Source organism: Pseudomonas sp. 5Ae-yellow (genome assembly GCF_014077575.1).
Taxonomy (GTDB): domain Bacteria; phylum Pseudomonadota; class Gammaproteobacteria; order Pseudomonadales; family Pseudomonadaceae; genus Halopseudomonas; species Halopseudomonas neustonica.
This window is the reverse complement of record NZ_JACGWE010000023.1, coordinates 21,650-39,567: the sequence shown is the minus strand read 5'-3', so window position 1 is coordinate 39,567 and position 17,918 is coordinate 21,650. Positions and strand designations below refer to the sequence as shown.

General features: G+C 57.8%; 13 protein-coding genes. 5 read left to right on the top strand and 8 right to left on the bottom strand.

All coding sequences use genetic code 11. The annotated features are described in order from the left end of the window. Positions 1-2,097: an LTA synthase family protein gene (locus H4J77_RS13675; RefSeq protein ID WP_182248906.1), complete on the top strand. Its 2,097-nt coding sequence runs from the start codon at positions 1-3 to the stop codon at positions 2,095-2,097. Positions 2,098-2,180: 83 nt separating this feature from the next. Here H4J77_RS13675 and H4J77_RS13670 read toward each other — a convergent pair whose 3' ends face one another. The 6 genes from H4J77_RS13670 to H4J77_RS13645 form a co-directional block, all read right to left on the bottom strand. Then, on the bottom strand, positions 2,181-3,536 hold the full coding sequence (locus H4J77_RS13670; RefSeq protein WP_123888772.1) for a nucleobase:cation symporter-2 family protein: 1,356 nt from the start codon (positions 3,534-3,536) through the stop codon (positions 2,181-2,183). A 350-nt stretch (positions 3,537-3,886) separates the two neighbouring features. Then, complete coding sequence (locus H4J77_RS13665; RefSeq protein ID WP_182248904.1) at positions 3,887-5,371, bottom strand: PepSY domain-containing protein; 1,485 nt, start codon at positions 5,369-5,371, stop codon at positions 3,887-3,889. A 51-nt stretch (positions 5,372-5,422) separates the two neighbouring features. Continuing rightward, a complete protein-coding gene (locus H4J77_RS13660; protein ID WP_182248902.1) occupies positions 5,423-7,588 on the bottom strand; it encodes a TonB-dependent siderophore receptor in 2,166 nt (721 codons plus the stop codon). Positions 7,589-7,687: 99 nt separating this feature from the next. After that, positions 7,688-8,068: a DUF2946 domain-containing protein gene (locus tag H4J77_RS13655; RefSeq protein ID WP_182248900.1), complete on the bottom strand. Its 381-nt coding sequence runs from the start codon at positions 8,066-8,068 to the stop codon at positions 7,688-7,690. Positions 8,069-8,162: 94 nt separating this feature from the next. Further along, positions 8,163-8,975: an alpha/beta fold hydrolase gene (locus H4J77_RS13650; protein ID WP_182248898.1), complete on the bottom strand. Its 813-nt coding sequence runs from the start codon at positions 8,973-8,975 to the stop codon at positions 8,163-8,165. Positions 8,976-9,037: 62 nt separating this feature from the next. Then, positions 9,038-9,193 (bottom strand): hypothetical protein, encoded by a 156-nt coding sequence (locus H4J77_RS13645; protein WP_158611243.1) that lies wholly within the window; start codon positions 9,191-9,193, stop codon positions 9,038-9,040. A 392-nt stretch (positions 9,194-9,585) separates the two neighbouring features. Between H4J77_RS13645 and cadR the strand changes: the two genes are divergently transcribed. Beyond that, entirely contained in the window at positions 9,586-10,032 is a 447-nt protein-coding gene (gene cadR / locus H4J77_RS13640) for a Cd(II)/Pb(II)-responsive transcriptional regulator (RefSeq protein ID WP_123888777.1), read from the top strand. Positions 10,033-10,034: 2 nt separating this feature from the next. Here cadR and H4J77_RS13635 read toward each other — a convergent pair whose 3' ends face one another. Continuing rightward, positions 10,035-10,730 carry a tellurite resistance TerB family protein gene (locus H4J77_RS13635; protein WP_182248896.1) on the bottom strand — a complete coding sequence of 232 codons (696 nt, stop codon included), beginning with the start codon at positions 10,728-10,730 and terminating at the stop codon, positions 10,035-10,037. A 162-nt stretch (positions 10,731-10,892) separates the two neighbouring features. Between H4J77_RS13635 and H4J77_RS13630 the strand changes: the two genes are divergently transcribed. From H4J77_RS13630 to H4J77_RS13620, 3 genes are all read left to right on the top strand, one after another. Beyond that, complete coding sequence (locus H4J77_RS13630) at positions 10,893-11,564, top strand: NAD-dependent dehydratase (protein WP_123888779.1); 672 nt, start codon at positions 10,893-10,895, stop codon at positions 11,562-11,564. Between the two features lie 286 nt (positions 11,565-11,850). Beyond that, positions 11,851-13,455 (top strand): tetratricopeptide repeat-containing response regulator, encoded by a 1,605-nt coding sequence (locus H4J77_RS13625; RefSeq protein WP_182248894.1) that lies wholly within the window; start codon positions 11,851-11,853, stop codon positions 13,453-13,455. Beyond that, entirely contained in the window at positions 13,452-14,162 is a 711-nt protein-coding gene (locus tag H4J77_RS13620; protein WP_182248892.1) for a sensor histidine kinase KdpD, read from the top strand. Before H4J77_RS13625 ends, H4J77_RS13620 begins: the two co-directional genes overlap by 4 nt. A 361-nt stretch (positions 14,163-14,523) precedes the next feature. Here H4J77_RS13620 and amt read toward each other — a convergent pair whose 3' ends face one another. Beyond that, on the bottom strand, positions 14,524-17,913 hold the full coding sequence (amt, locus tag H4J77_RS13615; RefSeq protein WP_182248890.1) for an ammonium transporter: 3,390 nt from the start codon (positions 17,911-17,913) through the stop codon (positions 14,524-14,526). Positions 17,914-17,918 lie beyond the last annotated feature (5 nt).

Here is a 17,918-nt window from a genome sequence, read left to right as displayed (position 1 = left end):
ATGCGTGCTTCCCGTAATTCGACTGATACACGTCAGCCGATCGTTGGCCTGCGCGGTCAACTGCTGTTCGTTGTCGCTTCGCTGTTTGCCATCACCGCACTGCTCACTCTGCTACGCGCAGCGTTGCTGAGCTACAACTGGGAACTGGCATCCACTGCCTCCTGGCGCGACTTGGGCGAAGCCTTCTATAACGGGCTGCGCTTTGACATGCGGATTGTGGTCCTGGCCGGCGCACCGCTGATCCTGTCATTCTTCAGTATCAGATTGATGCAATTGCGCAAGCTGCAGTGCCTTTGGCTAACGTTTGCGGCTTTGCTGATCAGTCTCCTCGGCGTCGTTGAGCTGAATTTCTATCGCGAATTTCATCAACGCCTGAACGCACTGGTATTTCAATACCTGCAGGAAGATCCAGCCACCGTACTGCGGATGCTCTGGTATGGCTTTCCGGTCGTGCGTCTGCTGCTGGCACTAGCCATTTTATCCGTGCTGATGTTCAGCGTGTTTCGCTGGCTCGATCGACACACGCGGAGCGCGCCCGGCCATAACAGCACTCTGCTCACTCAACGCGGCGCGCTCGCGGCCAGACTGGGTATCTTGCTGCTATTACTCATCAGCTCCACCGTATTGGCTCGCGGCACCCTACGACAAGGCCCACCGCTGCGCTGGGGGGATGCCTATACTACCGACTCGATGTTCGCTAATCAGCTAGGACTGAATCCGGCACTCACACTCTACGCCGCCGCCAAGGCGCAATACTCGGATCACAGAAGCAACGCCTGGGTAGACCTGATGCCGGCAGAACAGGCAACCCAGATAACGCGAGAGATGTTGCTTGGCGCACATGACCAACTGGTCGAGCCAGAACTGGCACCGATCCGCCGCGACTACCAACCGCCCGCAGACGGCACACTACCCATCCGCAATGTAGTGGTCATCCTGATGGAGAGCTTTGCCGGCTACTACACCGGCGCGCTCGGCTCACCGCTGCAGATTACGCCCGAGTTCGACAAACTGAGCGAGCAGGGTCTGTTGTTTACCCGTTATTTTTCGAACGGCACCCACACCCATCAGGGTATGTTCGCCACCATGGCCTGTTTCCCCAACGTCCCTGCCTTCGAATATCTGATGCAGGAACCGGAGGGCACCCATCAGTTCTCCGGGTTACCGCAGCTCCTGAGCGCGCGCGACTTTAATGACCTGTACGTCTACAACGGCGACTTTGCCTGGGACAACCAGCGTGGTTTTTTCGGCAACCAAGGCATGACGCGCTTTATCGGCCGCAACGACTACGTGAACCCCGTGGTGTCAGATCCCACCTGGGGCGTGTCCGATCAGGACATGTTTGACCGCGCCGTCACCGAGCTACGCCAACTCGACCCGGAGAAGCCGTTCTACGCGCTGCTGCAAACGCTATCGAATCACACGCCCTACGCACTGCCCGATACGCTGCCCGTGGACGCGGTTACCGGTCAGGGTAGTTACGCCGACGAGCATCTGACGGCGATGCGCTACTCAGATTGGGCGCTCGGTCGCTTCTTTGCGCAGATCAAGGACGAGCCCTACTACGATCAGACGCTGTTTGTGATCGTCGGTGATCACGGTTTTGGTACACCACAACAGCTGACCGATCTGGACCTATTGCGCTTTCATGTACCGCTGCTGCTCATCGCACCTGGCATGACCGAACGCTTCGGTGAAAATAACGACATCGTTGGCACTCAGGTCGATATCGTTCCCACCATCATGGGTCGACTGGGCGGCGAAGTACGACATCAATGCTGGGGGCGTGACCTGCTCAGTCTGCCCACTGACGACCAGGGCGTTGGCATAATCAAGCCGTCTGGCGGTGGCCAAACGGTCGGCATTATCCGTGGTGACGAGGTGCTGATTCAGCCACGTGACGAGGAACCCAAACTCTACCGCTATCAATTGGGTGCCGAGCCCAAGGCCATACCAGAGACGGCTGCGCCGCAACTACAAGACTGGCAACAGCAGCTTGAAGCCTATGTACAGACTGCAACCCAGGCGCTGCTGGATGACAAGGTGGGCGTTGCGGAGTCCACGCAACGCACCGGTTTGGACCCTGCCACCCCGTAGCCGTCAGTCAACTCAGCCTGCGCGTTAGCTGTGCGCGCAGGCTGGCAGACCACCAACCACGCGCCGCAAGCGGAAAAAGAACGTTAAGCAACGTCCACTTCGGGCGCTGCGTCTTCGGGAATCACCAGCGATAAAAAGATCGCACTCAAACCTGCCAGCGTGATCGGCGTTGCAAAGACCTGCTTCATCAGCCCAGGCAAATGCTGAGTCGCATCAGGCACCAGGGTGACCCCCAGAGCCAAACCAAAAGACACCGCCATGATGTATACGCGACGCAGAGTCATTTCCTGAGCAGCCAGAATACGCACACCTGCCACAGCAATGGTTGAGAACAGTACCAGGGTCGCACCACCGAGAACCGGTTTTGGGATGATCAGAAAGAACGAACCTATCACCGGGAACAACCCCAATAGCAGCAAAAAAACGCCTGCCCACAAGCCGACATGACGACTGGCCACACCGGTCATTTGGATGACACCATTGTTTTGTGAAAACGTGGTATTCGGAAACGTATTGAAAATAGCCGCGATCGCCGAGTTAATGCCATCACCCAAGACACCGCCCTTGATGCGCTGCATATAGAGGTCACCTTCCACCGGCTCCCCTGAGACAACCGAGTTGGCGGTTAAATCGCCGGAGGTTTCAATCGCCGTCACCAGATACAAAAAGGCGATGGGTACGAACAGTACGAAATCAAAATCGATACCGTACTTAAAGGGGATCGGCAGGGCAAAAAACTGAGCCGAGCCCAGAGAAGACCAGTTAACCAGTCCGAGAAAGCTAGCGACCACGGTACCCAGGATCAAACCGATCATGATCGCTGAAATACGTAACATCGGTTTGCCAATAAAGGTCATCACCAAAATAACAGCAACCACAAAACCGCCCAACAACAGGTAAATAGGTTTACCCAAATCCTCCCCGGCCCGCGCGCCGCCGGCAAAATCAGTGAAGCCCGATTTAATCAGGCTTAAACCAATGATGGTAATAACGATGCCCGTTACTGTCGGTGTGATAACCCGCTTCAATTTGTCCAGAAACTGCGACAGCACAATTTCGACAAGAGAGCCGACCAGACACAGCCCAAAGATCATCGCCAGAATATCTTCCGGCGTGCCACCTTTGCCTTTAACGGCAAAACCGGCGGCTAGCACAGCACCCAAAAACGCAAAGCTGGTACCTTGCATGCTGAGCATGCCAGAACCAACAGGCCCGATTTTTTTACACTGAATGAAGGTCGCGATGCCCGAGACAAAAAACGCCATGGCAATCAGGTAGGGGGTATAAGCACCTAGTCCCAAGGCGCCACCAATAATCAACGAAGGCGTCGCCACGCCAACAATCGACGCCAGCACATGTTGCACCGCGGCCAAGGCGGCTTTTGCCGGAGGTGGCACGTCATTCAAGCCGTACACCAACGCGGTTGAAGTTTTGCTCATTGGTCATTCTTCCCTGTGTTATTACGTTTTTTATCACACCCCCCTGGGTGTAAAAAGCAAAAACGCAAATGTTCATTAACGAGGCATGACCTTGGATTACCCGATGTGCACCGCACTAAAATCAGGCAATACCACTAAAAAGTACACTTAAGCCGCGGTCTAACCCCGTTGCTAGCGTCACTGCGATTTTTGCGCCAACCCTGCATGAACTCTTTAAATGACAAAAAACGGGGCTCGAAACCGCAGTAAAAACTCAACGCTCGCGCCCCCACCAAGAACCACTCGCTCAGGTAACAGCAGTTACAAGGTGCGCGCAATGAGAGCCGCGGATTCCTGCACCAAGTCATCTTCTACCGCCTGACGCGCCAACCTTTATTGCGTCGCAGCCGTCGCCAGGCCATAACTGTGCCGGTCAGGCTAATCAGCAAACCAGCTATGCTGAACGCGATCATAAGCCCATCCCACAGTGGCCTGTTCTGCAACAACGGCAACCAATCCCAACTGTGTAACAGCGAAAACAACACACGCGACAGTCGCCCCGCCCTGCCGGTCTGGCTCAGTATCACCCCGCTGCGCGGGTCGATATGCAGCCAGGTCTGCGCCGGGTCATCAAAGCGTACGCGCAATACCGGCAGCGGCTTTGCCAAGTGCCCCAGCATGCTGTGCTCACTGCGCGCGTAGTAGTAAAAGTCGTAATGACTGAGCCACTCCTGCTGCACCCTGCCCTGCGGCCAGACTCGCTCTACCGCACGCGCCAACAAAGGCTCGGGTAGACGCTGCGCCACCGGACCGGTAGCCAACAGCACGCGGCTGCTGCCAGCCGCATCTCTGGCCACCACGACCGGCTCACCAGCCACTCGCCGCCAGCTCAGCTCTACCGGTGTCATACCGCTGGCCTGAAAGCGCTGCAGCGTTTGCGTTGGTGTCTGCGCAAAGATCTCAGGAGACAGAGTTCCTCCGCTATAGGCCGAGGTATCCAGCGCAGGCGTGCGGGTAAACATCGACCAGGGATTCATCGACATAAGGCCGCTAAAAATCCAGCAGACCAGCAAACCGCCCGCGACCAGGCCAACCAGATGGTGCCAGCGCGCCATCCCTTTATAGGGCGAATGTGAGCCGTTGCGATAACGCCGCTTGCCACGCCAGCGCAGTAAGCCCAGCACCATACCCAACAACGCCATGACTGTTGCGGCCAAGGACAGATATACGACTGTGTTGTGCCATGCAGGCTGCAACCAATTGCCGCGCAGCGGGTAAAGCCAGTGAATCCAGGCGCCCGCCCAATTCCACAGCCGCTCGTTAGCGGTCGCATCACGCACCACCGCGCCGGTATGGCTGGAGATGTAGAGCAAACGCTGATTGCTATCCAGCAGCTGCACGCGGTAAAGCGGACGGTCCGCATCCAGCGCACGCGAATGGGTCCAGACATCTTCATCAATCAGCCCACTCGCCTGCGTTACCGCATCAGGCGCAAACTGCCGCGCTGCCTGCAGGGCCTGCGACGCGCTAATCGAGCTTACCCGCTCGCCGGTACGGGCATTGATCGCCACGTCTCTGGCGCCGCGATAGCCCAGCACGTAATGCGGCTGTCCACGCAGGCTGGTCAGACGCATGCTGTCCGGCGGCTGACGGTAATCGGCGCTCGTCAGGGCCCGTGCCAGGCTAATGCAGCACTCATCCACCGATAGTGGCGGCAAGTGTGCCAGATGCTCACGCGGCGTCAGCTTGGGGTAACCCACATACATCATCACCACGCCCGAGATAAACCACATCGCCATGAACAGGCAAAGCACGATGCCAAGCCAGCGGTGCCATAAATACAGGTAACGTTTCATCACCCTCTCCCGGCCAACAGGTGCAAGGCACCCGCTGGCGGCTCTTGGTTATCAGAAGCGGGTTTGCAACGCGACCTCGAAGGTACGTGGTGCGCCAAGATAGAGCATGGTCGAGCCGGCCTGACGGGCGTAGATCTCGTCCGTCAGGTTGCGACCACGCAACGTTAGCTGGGTATCGGCGGCCAGTTCATAGCCCACAAAGCCGCCGAATAGTGTGTAGGACGGCGTCGACAGCGTATTAGCCGCGTCGGCGTACACCGAGGCCACATAACGCGCGTCCAGTCCCAACTGCCAGCGCGGCGCGACATCATAGGTCAGCCACAGGTTGCCTACCTTGTCCGGCACATTGCTCGGGCTGTTGCCCGCGCGTGAGACGCTGGCGCCGCCGATGGTTTCGTTGAATTCGTCGTACTCGGCATCCACCCAGGCGACGTTACCCTCGGCCAACAATTTTGGCGTTACCAATAAGGAACCGGCCACTTCGATGCCGGTAGACGTCTGCTGCCCCACCGGCAGTGTTTCGCCCGGATTATTGGGGTCGTTGGTGACCAGATCCTTGCGGGTGATTTGGTAGATTGCCGCTGTGGCGCTGCCGCGCCCGTCGAGAAAGTCGAACTTGCTGCCGACTTCCCACTGCTCTCCGGTGGTCAGGTCAAAGTCCTGCAACTGCCCGAAGCTTGCCGTCGTCAGCACGCCAGCCGGCGGATCAGCGGCGGTGCTGTATTGCACGTAAACGTTGGCTGTTGGCGTTAGCTCGTAGACCAGTCCAATACGTCCAGTGGTCGGCTCATAGGTCTGGCCGAACTCGGCAGGATTGCTGGCGGACGGCGTTTGGTGGTTGGTTACCTGCAGATCGATCCAGTCGTGCCGCAGGCCGGTTAACAGCGCCAGCCGGTCGGTCAGCTCGGTACGGTTCTCCAGATACAGCGCCCAGGTATTCAGCTCGTTGCTGCGCTGTGGCTCATGACCCGGTGTCATGCCTGGTATGTCGTAGAAGTGGCCGGGGGTAAAGTTGTCCGGGTCGACTACGTCAAACACCGCCGAGATAGAGCGCGGATAGCGCGTTTGTACGTTGTGGCTGTAATCCAGCCCGAGCGACCAGTCGCTCTTGCGGTGAAACAGGAAGCGATTATGCAGTAGCTCTACGCGGTCGCCGTTGACCTCCTGATCGTGGCGCTGCAGTAGGGCTGCCGAGCGGCTGATCTGGCTGTTGTCCGCCGTATAGGTGTAGCGCTCCAGATTGCGGTAATTACGCTCGGTATTGTAGTGATAGAAGGTATTGCGCAACCGTGTCTGATCGCCGACCCAATACTCGGTGATCGAGCGCAGCCAACGCACCCGCTGCTCGTAGCGACCATCTTCTACGTTATAGTTTTCAAAGCGACGGCTTTCGTCGATCGTCATTTCGCCGCTAATCGGTTGCAGTACCGGCGTGCCCCAATAGGGGCTATCGACCTGCTCGTTCTGGTATTCCAGCGCCAGGGTATGTGATAGCTGCTCGCTGAAGTCGGTGCGCAGCGACAGGGCTGAGGTAAAGGCGCTGCGCTCCTCGCGATCCACATAGCCGTTGCTGTCCGTCTGGCTGATATCCAGGCGCAGAGTATTGCGCACCGGGCCGTCATTGAGCACCTGGTTCAGGCCTAATGCGAGTTCGCGGCTGTCATAGCTGCCGTACTTGATGCGCCCTTCGCTGAACGAGTGGCTGGGGTCGGCCAGCTTGCTAATGTAGTTGATTGAACCGCCTACACCGCCAGACCCGTTGAGAAAGCTCGATGCCCCGCCAATCGCCTCAACCCGGTCGTAAATCCAACTATCTACCGGGCGGGCGGCAATGGCATCGTACTGCAGCGTGATGCCGTTAAACATCTGGGTTACCTGCGAGCTGGTAAAGCCGCGCCAGGAAACGAAGCCCGCAGAGCCGGGCGGCGCAGCAGCTGTCACACCGGGAATACCGGCGAGAATATCCTGAGTATTCTCGGCGCCGCGTGCGCTGATCTGCTCACGGTTGACCACCGACACCGAGGCCGGAGTTTGCCGCGGCGTGATGTCCAACCGCGAGCCCGTTTCGGCAGGTACATCAAGCTGCAGGCCGACGGGGCTTTGCCTGTTGCCAAGCACTTCCAGCGCGGGCAGCTCAAGCGCATCCTCGGCCAAGGCATATGTAACAGGCGCGCACAGCAGCAACGCGCCAGTAGAGCGAAGAAAAAACGATTTCATTGGGTAATTCCTGACAAATCCATTGGCTCGATCAGGCGCACTGCAAGGCAGGGCAAGCGGGTCGAGAGCATCAATACCGCCACGGTGGCGGTGGAAAGGTCAGAACAGTGGCGACGCCCTGGGGTTGGCCGGCGGCCAGGCATAGCGTGGGTACCCGCGCGGCACCAGACGGCGCAGGGCGGGCGGCTGATCGCGCCGTATCGTCAATAACCAGGCAAGCGCAAACAGCAATGCGATGGAAAGCGTAATGCTCCCGCAAACCGGGCACTTGAACGCCATCAGGTTGGTTGCCGAGCTGCCATCATCAGCGCTTAAATCCACACTGCTACCGTAGCCCAGCGAGCAAAACACAATGCCCACGCCGCTCAGCTGCATGCCCGCCGTCTGCCCATGCAGCAGACCACAGGTCGGCACATTGAACAGGATGCTGAAATACAGCAGCCAGGCAAAAAGGGAGCGTTGGGAGGGCGTAAGCGTCATGGCGGCAAGTCTAGCAACGCGCCAGCAAGAGCGGAACGTAATCTATAGCTACAGAATGTCGCAAGACTTAAGCCAGCGGCTCAATAAAAACCTATTAGCTATCGCACAAGTGGGCATCAATCAAAGGCGCCACCCTATCGGCGGCCTCGACCACCACCCAATGACCAGCCTCATTGAAGCGCTCAACCTTGCTGGCACCAAAACGGTCAGCGTATCGCGTGGCAATAAAGGGGTCACGCTGCCCCCAAAGCACCAGCGTAGGATGCTCTGCGGTAACGACCAGCATACGGGTCTCCCAGCCAGCGAAGTTGCCAGGATCGGTCGCGCGATAAAGTTGCAGTGCCTGTTGGCGAACCGAGGGTGTGAAACGTCGGTAGGCGTCAGTGATCTGCCGCTGACTCAGACCCGGACCACCGCTGCGCAGTGCAGCACTGAACATGGCCTTGCCCAGCCAGGGTACCCCCATCAGCAGCATGGCCAACTCACCTAATCGCGGCTGACGCCAGACACGCGCCCAGAAGTGCCAGCGATAGTCCTGCTGAAACACGCTATTGGTAATAATCAGGCGGCGCACACGTTCAGGGTAGGTGGTCGCGAAGGCGAGACCATAGACACCACCAAAGTCATGCATCAGCAGGTCAACAGGACGCTCCACATCAAGAGCATCGAGTAAGTGGGCGACCCATTCGGCCATACCTTTCAAGGTGGTTTCACTGTGATCCGCGCGCGCTTCACTGGCGCCGAATCCGGGTAGGTCAGGCACTATCAGGTGGTAGTTGCCACGTAGTTTCGCAATCAGCGGCAACCACATCAGGTGGCTGTCGGGATTGCCATGCAGCAGCAGAAGCGGTTGCCCAGCTCCGCGCACATAGACTTCATTGGCTACGCCGTTTACCTGAACCTTCATGGCTATCCATAACCTGAGTCATGCCCCCCTTTCCGTGGGGCGAAGTGGAAGCGGCGGTCTGGTCAGAAGCGATTAAAGATATCGCTCACCACAGCGATGGGCGAGCCGAACAGGTCGCCGGTTGGCAATGGCGATTGGGATGAAGCAAAAACAGCGGCTGCGCCAAACATCAAAGCGAGCGCCAGAGGAACGAACCACGAAGAACCTGACTTGATCATGCTAATTTCTCCTTCATCCAGCCTGTGGCGGAATGCAGAAATATTATTTTTGTATTGAAGCAACAGTTTGTTGCATAAAACGTAGATCGTCCACTGTTAAAGCGCCAGTTAACTGACAATGCGCGCCATATTCGCCGCGGATATGACACACCATTGGAAAATACTGCGACTTATCGTGAGACTGAATGTCGTATCGGCCGTAAAGCGTTCAACCAGGCTATACAGCGACCTTTAGACCAAGGTAAGTATCAGTCAGTGTTGTGTTTGAATGACAACAATCCCGCTAACTCGAATTCAAATGATGCTAGCCAGCCAAGCTGGACTCTGCGGAGAAAGGTGAGGCAGAGTAGAAACCCTGTAGTTACCACAGAGTCACGCGAGAGAATGGCAAGATGAAAATTGGCAAACTGGCCGACCTCACCGGCACCGCGGTGGAAACCATTCGTTACTATGAACGCGAAGGTCTGCTACCCGAAGCAGCGCGCAGCGAGGGTAACTATCGCCAGTATCAGGATCATCACCTGGAGCAACTGGTGTTCATCCGCAACTGTCGTGCGCTTGATATGACGCTGAATGAAATCCGTGAGCTACTGCGTTTGCGCGAGCAACCTGAAGCCAGCTGTGGCGACGTCAACGGTCTGATTGACGAGCATATTGGTCACGTCAGCGACCGCTTACTCAGCCTGAGCCAACTGCGCGAACAACTGATTGAGCTGCGCCATCGCTGCCATAGCGCCAGCGACGTAGATCATTGCGGCATTATTCAGCAGCTGGAAACCAGCGGCGCCGTAGAGTGCGGCGACGCTGATTCACATGTTGGCCGCAGCCATGGCCACTGACCTTAGCTGGCCTGGCGGACTTCTTTCTCCAGCTCGGCCTTGAGTGCCGGATCGAGCTGCAACTGGCTAGCCAGCTCCTGCAGATAGCTGCGCTCCATAAAGTTCTCTTCATCCACGATCAGCACGCTGGCCAAATACATCTCTGCCGCCATTTCCGGCGTGCTGGCAGCACTGGCAATCTCACTCGGGTCCAATGGTTTGTTCAGCTCGCGATCAAACCACTGTTGCATTGACGCATCGCTGGTCAGCTTGCCGATTTCCGCGTCGATTAACTCACGCTCGCGATCATCTACATGACCATCTGCCTTCGCCGCGCCAATCACCGCGCGCAGAATGGCATGGCTGTGCTGCTCTGCCTGCGGTGCCGGCAAGCGATCCACGGTTTGCGGTTGCCCTTGGGGCGCAGATTGGTTCTGCTGCTGCCAATTGCTGAAAGCTTTGTAGGCCACCACGCCCAGTGCAGCCAGGCCACCATACTTGATCGCCTTGCCACCAAACTTGCGGGCCTTTTTGTTACCCAGCAGCATGCCGATCGCGCCTGCCGCCAGAGCTCCACCGCCAGCACCGCTGAGCAGGCTACCCAGCTGACTGTTACCGCCACCGCTGTTCTGGCTGGCTTGCGGCGAGGAACCGCTCTGTCCGCCCAGCATACCGCTACCCGCCTTCAACAACTGATCGAGCAATCCACCTGTGTTCATTCCGTTCTCCTGAAATAGTCACTACTCGAATTTGGACCTGCTACCGACAACAAGGCTCCCGACAAGAAAAGCCAAGTTGTTGCCACATTTTTCCGTCACTACGACGCAGAATGAACCACACTGAACTTAACTGGAGCTTACAATCTGATTGAGGAAATACCCATGGTAGAGACCAAGGGCAAGACACTGCTGGTATTCGGCGGCAGCGGACTGGTGGGCATGGACATTCTGCGGCAGGCGCTAGCCAATCCGGCCGTTACTAAAGTAGTAGCGCCCACCAGGCGGCCTTTGCCTGTTTCGGTCACGCACTATGCGCATTTAGAGAATCCGCAGGTCGACTTCAGCGAGCTACCCGATGACGCCCCATGGTGGCGAGCCGACGCCGCGCTATGCGCACTTGGTACGACCCTGAAACAGGCCGGTTCAAAAGCGGCTTTCCGTTTGGTGGATCGAGAGTATGTCTGTGCGGCGGCGCGGCTATCGCTGCGCGCGGGAACCCGCACCTTCGTGCTCAACTCGGCCGTCGGAGCCAGTGCACGCTCCGGCTCTTTCTACCTGCGGGTAAAGGGCGAGGTAGAGCATGATCTGGGCGCCATGGACTTTCGTTCCTTAACACTGGTACGGCCGTCGATTCTCGATGGCGGCCCGCGACCGGATGACCGCCCGGGCGAAGTTATGGGGCTGCTGATTTCGCGAACCTTCAAACCTCTAATACCCAAGCGCCTGCGAGCGGTTAAAACCAGCGATGTAGCAGCAGCCATGCTGCAGGCAGCGTTGACCGCACCGGTGGGTCAGCAGGTAATCGAATCCAACGCCATCACCCGGCAGCGCTGAATCCAGACAGCCAAACCGGCTTTAGGTGCCAATGTCATCACATCAACGCGCAGGGCTAAACCGGCATGGTGGGCTGGCATGGCACCCTTAAGTGTTGCGATAGATCAGGATGGGGGGCTTACAATCAATTTCGGGACTCACCAACGCTGCGCTAAGCAGCACCAGATGAAGTCTATCAATTCAAATAATGGCACAATGATCTCAATGCGGCGCAGCAGAAACGAGTCAATAAGGTCTAGACTCATTAGCATTAGCAGCTCGCCATGACGCACACTCGGGACACCAGATGATCAGCTACAACCAAAAACGCTTTCTTATCGTTGATGACTTTTCCGACTTTCGCTCCTCGGTAAAAAGCATGCTGGGCCAAATGGCGGCAAAACATATCGATATCGCAGCCAATGGCGAAGAAGCGATCGCCCAGTGCCGCAACTGCAAATACGACATCATTCTGCACGACTACAATCTCGGCGAAGGCAAGAACGGTCAACAGGTACTGGAAGAATTACACCAAGGCGGCCTGATCAGTCCGCAGTGTATTTTTATCATGGTGACCGCCGAGAGCAGTCAGGCCATGGTGCTGGCGGCACTGGAATTCGAACCTGACGCCTACCTGACCAAGCCCTTTACCCGCGCCAGCCTGCAACAACGGCTGGACAAGCTGGTCGAGCGTAAAATCGCGTTGCAGCCTATTCTTGCGCCACTGGCACAGCAGCAACACCGCGAAGTACTGCAAGCGTGCGAAAAAGTAATCAAGGCTGAGCCACGCTACGCCCCGTTATGCCAGCGCTACAAAGCCGATGCTCTGAAGGCCCTTGGTATGCACAAGGAACTCGAAGCCCAGCTGACCAGCCTGCTGGCAGAGCGCCCCATGCCCTGGGCACTGAGTATGCTGGGTAATCATTGGCTGGAACGCGGCGAACTCGACAAGGCAGAAAGCAGCCTGGAACAGGGCATAAGCCAGTTCCCCATGTTGCCAGCGCTATATGACTGCCTGGCGAAGGTAAAAGTCGCCAAAGGTGACCTGCTCAAGGCACAGACGTTTCTCGAACAGGCTGTCAAGATTTCGCCCAACAGCCCGCAGCGCCAGGCCGAGCTGGGCAAACTGGCCCGCGCTAACCAGGACCCCGAACGTGCTATCAGAGCCTACCGGCAAGCCGTCAATCTGGGCCGTCACTCAAAGTTTCGTGATCCGGAAAACCATTTGAATCTGGCCGGCAGCCTGCAGGATCAGGCCGGTGACGGGGCGCCCTCGCCCAAAGCCTTGCTGGAAATCAGGCAAACCCTGGGGGACGTCAGCAAAAGCTGGAAGAATGATCCGGGCCTGACCGCGCGTGCTGACCTGGCGCAGGCCACCAGCCTGATCAAGGCTGGCAAGCAGAGCGAAGCCAAACAGTTGGCGCTCAACGCCAGCGAAAAACTCGGCTCGCTGGATACCTTCTTCCCTGCAGAGACGGCGCTCGAGGTGGCCAGCCAACTGCGTGCTTTGGGACAGGCTGATCAGGCGGACACGCTGCTTAGCACCTGCGCCGAAATGTACGGCGATGATCCCAAGGTAATGGCTGGCATTGCCGAACAGACCAGCGATCCCGCTATCCTGACCGCGGGCGAGCATGCACAAACGCACAACCGCGAAGGTATTCGCCTGTATCAGCAAAAGCAGTATCCCGAGGCGCTGGAGAGTTTCCGCGCCGCACAGGCAATGCAACCGCGCAACATCAGTTTCGCGCTCAACACCGCCCAGTCACTGGTGCGTCTGCTGATCAACGAGCCGACACCCGCGCTACGCGAAGAGTGCATGGCCTGTCTGGAGCAGGTGCGCAGCATGCCCAGCTCAGATCATCGACATGAGCGGTATCGCAAGCTGTGTGAGCGAGTAGCGTCACTATGAGCAGCCAGGACGAGGGTCTGGAGGAGGAACAGGCGCTGGGGTTTTCTACCGTCATCGCCTCTACCGTCCATGACATGAAGAACTCGCTGGGCATGTTGATGCAAGCGCACAGCGCGCTCGCCGCCAAGCTCCCGGCAGAACTACACAGTAGCCGCGAGCAAGCCATCATCGAATACGAGTCGATGCGGCTCAACGGCATGCTGGTACAGATGCTGGGGCTATATAAGCTCGGGGTTAACCAACTGCCCTTGCAACCGGTGCACGTCGAGATAGAAGATTTCTTTGAGGCCGCCCTGGCGCGACATCATGACATTCTCATCTCGCACCATATAGACAGCAGCTACGACGTGGCCACCGAGGGAATGCTGGGCTTTTTTGACCCGGAACTGGTCGATTCGGTTATCGGCAACGTTATCAACAATTCGATTCGCTACGCCAAAAGCGCTATTCATCTGCGCGCCTGGTTAGAGCAGGAACAACTGGTACTCGCCATCAGCGATGACGGCGATGGCTACCCCAAGAGCATGCTCGAAGCGCAGTCCGATTATATTCTGGGCATCAACATGAGCAGCGGCAGCACCGGTCTGGGCCTGTATTTTGGCGCGCGGATCGCAGAGCAGCATCAACGTAATGGCGTTTACGGACACATCACCATCAGCAATAACAGTGCACTGGGCGGTGGGGAGTTTCGGATTTATCTGCCATGACGGGATGCTTGGCTGCCTGAGCCAAACCGTAAAGCCCGGAGACCGGCGGCTTTCTCCAATTGCTGTCACCTGCGCTGGCTAGCTCCCTGTCGCTTTTCGCCTCTAGGCGAGCCAAGGGGGAATGCTTGCCCATTCCCCCTTGGCAATCCCCCTAGGCACCCAGCTGTGCGGCCCTGCGGGTTCGCTGCGTTGCTCGACCTGCCGGGGACACTCGCAAACTCGGCGCTACGCACCTCAGACACCGCGAGCGCCTTTTCCCCGGCAGCTCTGCGCTACTCGCCCGCTCAGATGGGGCTTTCTGGTCCGTGCAACCGCGTAGTTGCGCCTCAGGCGCTATTCGTAGTCATACACCAAAACCCGCTCAACGCGGCATCATCCTCACCCCATCGAGTTCAATGAGCGGTTGCGGCCGACCAAGATGATAGCCCTGCGCATAATCCACTCCCAGCTCGCGCAACTGCTGCATGATCGCTTCGCTCTCGACAAACTCCGCGACCGTTTCCAAGCCCATTTCATGGCCTATGGTATTGATTGAGGCGACCATGGCGCGAGCGATCGGATCACTGGCGATATCCTTGATAAACACGCCATCTATTTTCAGGTAGTCCACCGGCAAGGTCTTGAGATAGGCAAAGGAAGATAAACCCGAACCAAAGTCATCCAGCGCAAACATGCAACCGATGGCCTTGAGCTGCTGCATGAAACTAATAGCTTTACCCAGGTTGGCAATGGCACTGGTTTCAGTGATTTCAAAACAGAGGTTCTGCGGCGGTACCGCATGGCGCTCAATCGCCTCCAAAACAAAATCAAGAAAGCTCACTTCAACCAGCGACGCCGCCGACAGGTTAATCGAGTAGTTGCCAATATCGCCGTTGTGCCGACGGTTGAAGTCGCCCATCCAGGCCAGAAAGTTACCTACAACCCAACGATCAATCGCTGATGACAAATCATAGCGCTCGGCCGCGGGCATGAATGCCCCTGGCGGAATAACGCGGCCATCCTCACCGAGCATGCGCACCAGCACTTCATAGCTCGGCTTGTTCTGTTGCCGGCTGATCGCATGGATGGGCTGCACATAGAGCCGCAGCAAGTCGGCATCCAGTGCCTGACGCAGGCGATTGACCCAGAGCATCTCACCACGACGCTCCAGCAGTTGCGCGTCGTCGGCCTGGTACAAATGAATACGATTACGCCCCGCCTCCTTGGCGGCGTAGCAGGCGCTATCTGCTGCACTGAGCAACACATCGATGGTCGCCATCTGTTCTTCAATCGGCACTAGCCCAATACTGACGCCAACGGCGAAGGTTTTGTCCTGCCAGCTAAAACGAAACTCCTCAACCAGGGCGCGCATGCCGTCCACAATCGGGATCGCCTGCTCCAACGAACAGCCCGAAAGCAACAGGCCAAACTCATCACCGCCCAAGCGGGCCAGCACGTCGCTGTTGCGCACATGGGATTGAAACAGCTTGGCCAACTGGCGCAGCAGCTCGTCGCCGGCGGCATGGCCACAGGTGTCATTGACGATCTTGAACTGATCCAGATCCATGTAGCAGAGTACTTGCTCGCCGCGCTCAACGGGTGGCTTTGCCAGGGCCAGGGCAACCCGGCGCTCAAACTCCTTGCGGTTGGTCAGTCCGGTCAGCGTATCGTGCGCCGCCTGATGCGACAGCTCGCGCGCCAGCTGACGATTGGCGGTGACATCTCGGAAGGTCAGTACGGCGCCGATGATGTGCCCTTCGGCATCACGAATCGGCGCGACAGAGTCTTGAATTGTCACTTCGCTACCGTCACGGCGGCGTAGCTGGCACATGGTGCCTTCCTTTCTGGTCAGCGCCTGCCGGTAGCGCCGCAGCAACGCCGTCACTGGATTACCCAGACGCTCATCATTGAATTCATCGTACAGACAATAAACCTCATCCAGAGCGCGACCGGCAGCGTCTGCCTCACTCCAGCCAGTCAATGTCTGCGCCACCGGATTCAAGTAGCGCACTCGACCCTCCGGCCCGGTCGTGATCACGCCATCGCCGATTGAGGCCAGCGTCACTTGCGCCAGCATCTTTTCCTGAAATAGCTGCTGCTCAATGCGACGCCGCTCGGTGATGTCGCGGATCATGCAGGTATACACATCCTCATCAAAAGCTCCGCGACTGACGGTCAGCTCAGCGACAAACTGATCATGCTCATTACGGCTGAACAGCACCTCGCTCATCAGCTCACTGCCCGCTGCCGGCTGCGGCATGCCCTGCCAGCTGCGATCTGCCACCAGGCGCCCCAGAGGCTGCCCAATCAAGGCGCCCGCTGGCATGCCAAACAGCCGCTCTGCGCCTGGATTACAGCTCGCCAGAACCCCGTCGCTGGTGCAGGTAATCACTCCATCGCGGATGTCTCGGATGATGCTCTGCGTCATACCTACCGCGCGGCGCAGTGCATGAATCACCTTGTTGTACTGCGCAGCAATCTGCCCTACCTCGGTAAAAGGCTCAACCGGCACATCGCGTTGCAGATCGCCTGCCTGCTGATGTGCGGCCATCGCTTCCAGCAGCTCAATCAGCTCGGTGCGCGCGCCATGCTCAGCGATATTCAGCCCCTTGCGCTCGGCCTCAGCGGTCACTCGCATGGGCCAGAACCGGTTGATGCTGCGCAACAGAATCCAGGTCACACCAAAGGCCCAGACTGCGGCCACCAGCACGCCCTCCAGTTGTGCTACAAATTGCTCCCAGCGGCTCAAACCCGTGCCGATCAATGACAGATCGCCAAATAGCGCTACAGCCAGCGTACCCCAGACCCCGCTGGCAAGATGCACAGGAACGGCACCCACGGCGTCATCAATACGCAAACGATTGAGCACGCGGTCGGCCAGATACATTACCAGGGCGCCGCCCAAGCCGATCAGCACTGAGGCGCCAGCATCCACCACATGCGCACCGGCAGTGATTGCCACCATGCCCGCGATCAACCCATTCAGCGGATAGACCGGGTCGACCAAGCGCCAGCGCCACCACGACAGAAGCATGCCACCTAAAGTGCCGGAAATCGCAGCGAGCACCGTATTGGCAATAATGCCGGGCACCCGCCCGTCAAACGCCAGCGTGCTGCCGCCGTTGAAACCAAACCAGCCGAACATCAGCATAAGAGCGCCAAGCATTGCCAGCGGCAAATTGGAGCCCGGCATGCTGCGGCCTTCGCGCTCCTGATCGTAGCGACCATGACGCGGACCAAGAATCAGGATCACCGCAAGCGCAATCCAGCCGCCAACACCGTGCACCACGGTAGAGCCGGCAAAATCGACAAAGCCGCGACCGGCCAGCCAGCCTTCACCGGCACTGAAGCTGCCACCCCAGGCCCAGTGGCCGAAGAACGGATAGATCAGACCGGCGGCGATGGCTGTGACCAGCAAATAGGCGGTAAAACGCATACGCTCTGCTGCGGCGCCAGAGACAATGGTCGCGGCAGTAGTACAGAACATCGCTTGAAACAGGAAGAATGCCGCCTGCCAGGTATCATTGAAGGAGAGCATCACGAAGCCACCACCAAATAGCCCGGTGGAGCTGGCACCAAACATCAGACTGAAACCGAACAGCCAGTAGAGAAAAACCGCTACGCCCAGGTCAGCCATGTTTTTGACCGCAACATTAATCGCGTTCTTGCTGCGGGTCAGGCCTGACTCCAGACAGAGAAAGCCAATCTGCATGTTGAATACCAGCCCGGCACACAGCACGAGCCATAACACATCAATCATAGAGACGGGCATAGTCG

What these genes read in the sequence shown, in the direction of transcription:
- cadR (WP_123888777.1), top strand. Translation starts at nt 9,586, where the DNA reads ATGAAAATTGGCAAACTGGCCGACCTCACCGGCACCGCGGTGGAAACC.
- H4J77_RS13635 (WP_182248896.1), bottom strand. Translation starts at nt 10,730, where the DNA reads ATGAACACAGGTGGATTGCTCGATCAGTTGTTGAAGGCGGGTAGCGGT.
- H4J77_RS13665 (WP_182248904.1), bottom strand. Translation starts at nt 5,371, where the DNA reads ATGAAACGTTACCTGTATTTATGGCACCGCTGGCTTGGCATCGTGCTT.
- amt (WP_182248890.1), bottom strand. Translation starts at nt 17,913, where the DNA reads ATGCCCGTCTCTATGATTGATGTGTTATGGCTCGTGCTGTGTGCCGGG.
- H4J77_RS13660 (WP_182248902.1), bottom strand. Translation starts at nt 7,588, where the DNA reads ATGAAATCGTTTTTTCTTCGCTCTACTGGCGCGTTGCTGCTGTGCGCG.
- H4J77_RS13675 (WP_182248906.1), top strand. Translation starts at nt 1, where the DNA reads ATGCGTGCTTCCCGTAATTCGACTGATACACGTCAGCCGATCGTTGGC.
- H4J77_RS13625 (WP_182248894.1), top strand. Translation starts at nt 11,851, where the DNA reads ATGATCAGCTACAACCAAAAACGCTTTCTTATCGTTGATGACTTTTCC.
- H4J77_RS13650 (WP_182248898.1), bottom strand. Translation starts at nt 8,975, where the DNA reads ATGAAGGTTCAGGTAAACGGCGTAGCCAATGAAGTCTATGTGCGCGGA.
- H4J77_RS13655 (WP_182248900.1), bottom strand. Translation starts at nt 8,068, where the DNA reads ATGACGCTTACGCCCTCCCAACGCTCCCTTTTTGCCTGGCTGCTGTAT.
- H4J77_RS13645 (WP_158611243.1), bottom strand. Translation starts at nt 9,193, where the DNA reads ATGATCAAGTCAGGTTCTTCGTGGTTCGTTCCTCTGGCGCTCGCTTTG.
- H4J77_RS13620 (WP_182248892.1), top strand. Translation starts at nt 13,452, where the DNA reads ATGAGCAGCCAGGACGAGGGTCTGGAGGAGGAACAGGCGCTGGGGTTT.
- H4J77_RS13630 (WP_123888779.1), top strand. Translation starts at nt 10,893, where the DNA reads ATGGTAGAGACCAAGGGCAAGACACTGCTGGTATTCGGCGGCAGCGGA.
- H4J77_RS13670 (WP_123888772.1), bottom strand. Translation starts at nt 3,536, where the DNA reads ATGAGCAAAACTTCAACCGCGTTGGTGTACGGCTTGAATGACGTGCCA.